The organism is Campylobacter sp. LMG 7929 (assembly GCF_024723595.1).
Lineage (GTDB): Bacteria > Campylobacterota > Campylobacteria > Campylobacterales > Campylobacteraceae > Campylobacter_D.
Window position 1 is genome coordinate 1 of the sequence record NZ_JANQCY010000052.1, and the last position, 241, is coordinate 241.

Genomic DNA, 241 nt, shown 5'->3' on the forward strand with positions numbered 1-241 from the left:
CCAATAATAGAAGTAACATTTTTAATTTCTTCACTTTGAGCAATTACTTCACTAGTTTTATGAGATACATTTTGCATAGAAGAAGTAATCTCTTCTAATGCTGCTGCTGTTTCTTCTAAAGAAGAAGCTTGGCTTGATGAAGAATCAGTTAAGTTCTTAACAGCACTTTGTAATTTACCACTTTCACTAGCAAGTAAGTTAGCAAATTCAGAGGATTGTCTTAGCATAGCTACTATTTCTT

The 241-nt window shown here is 32.0% G+C and carries 1 pseudogene; it reads right to left on the minus strand.

Annotation, left to right across the window (positions count from 1 at the left end):
- A pseudogene (locus CAMP5118_RS08025) lies at positions 1–241 on the minus strand (methyl-accepting chemotaxis protein); the annotation flags it as partial.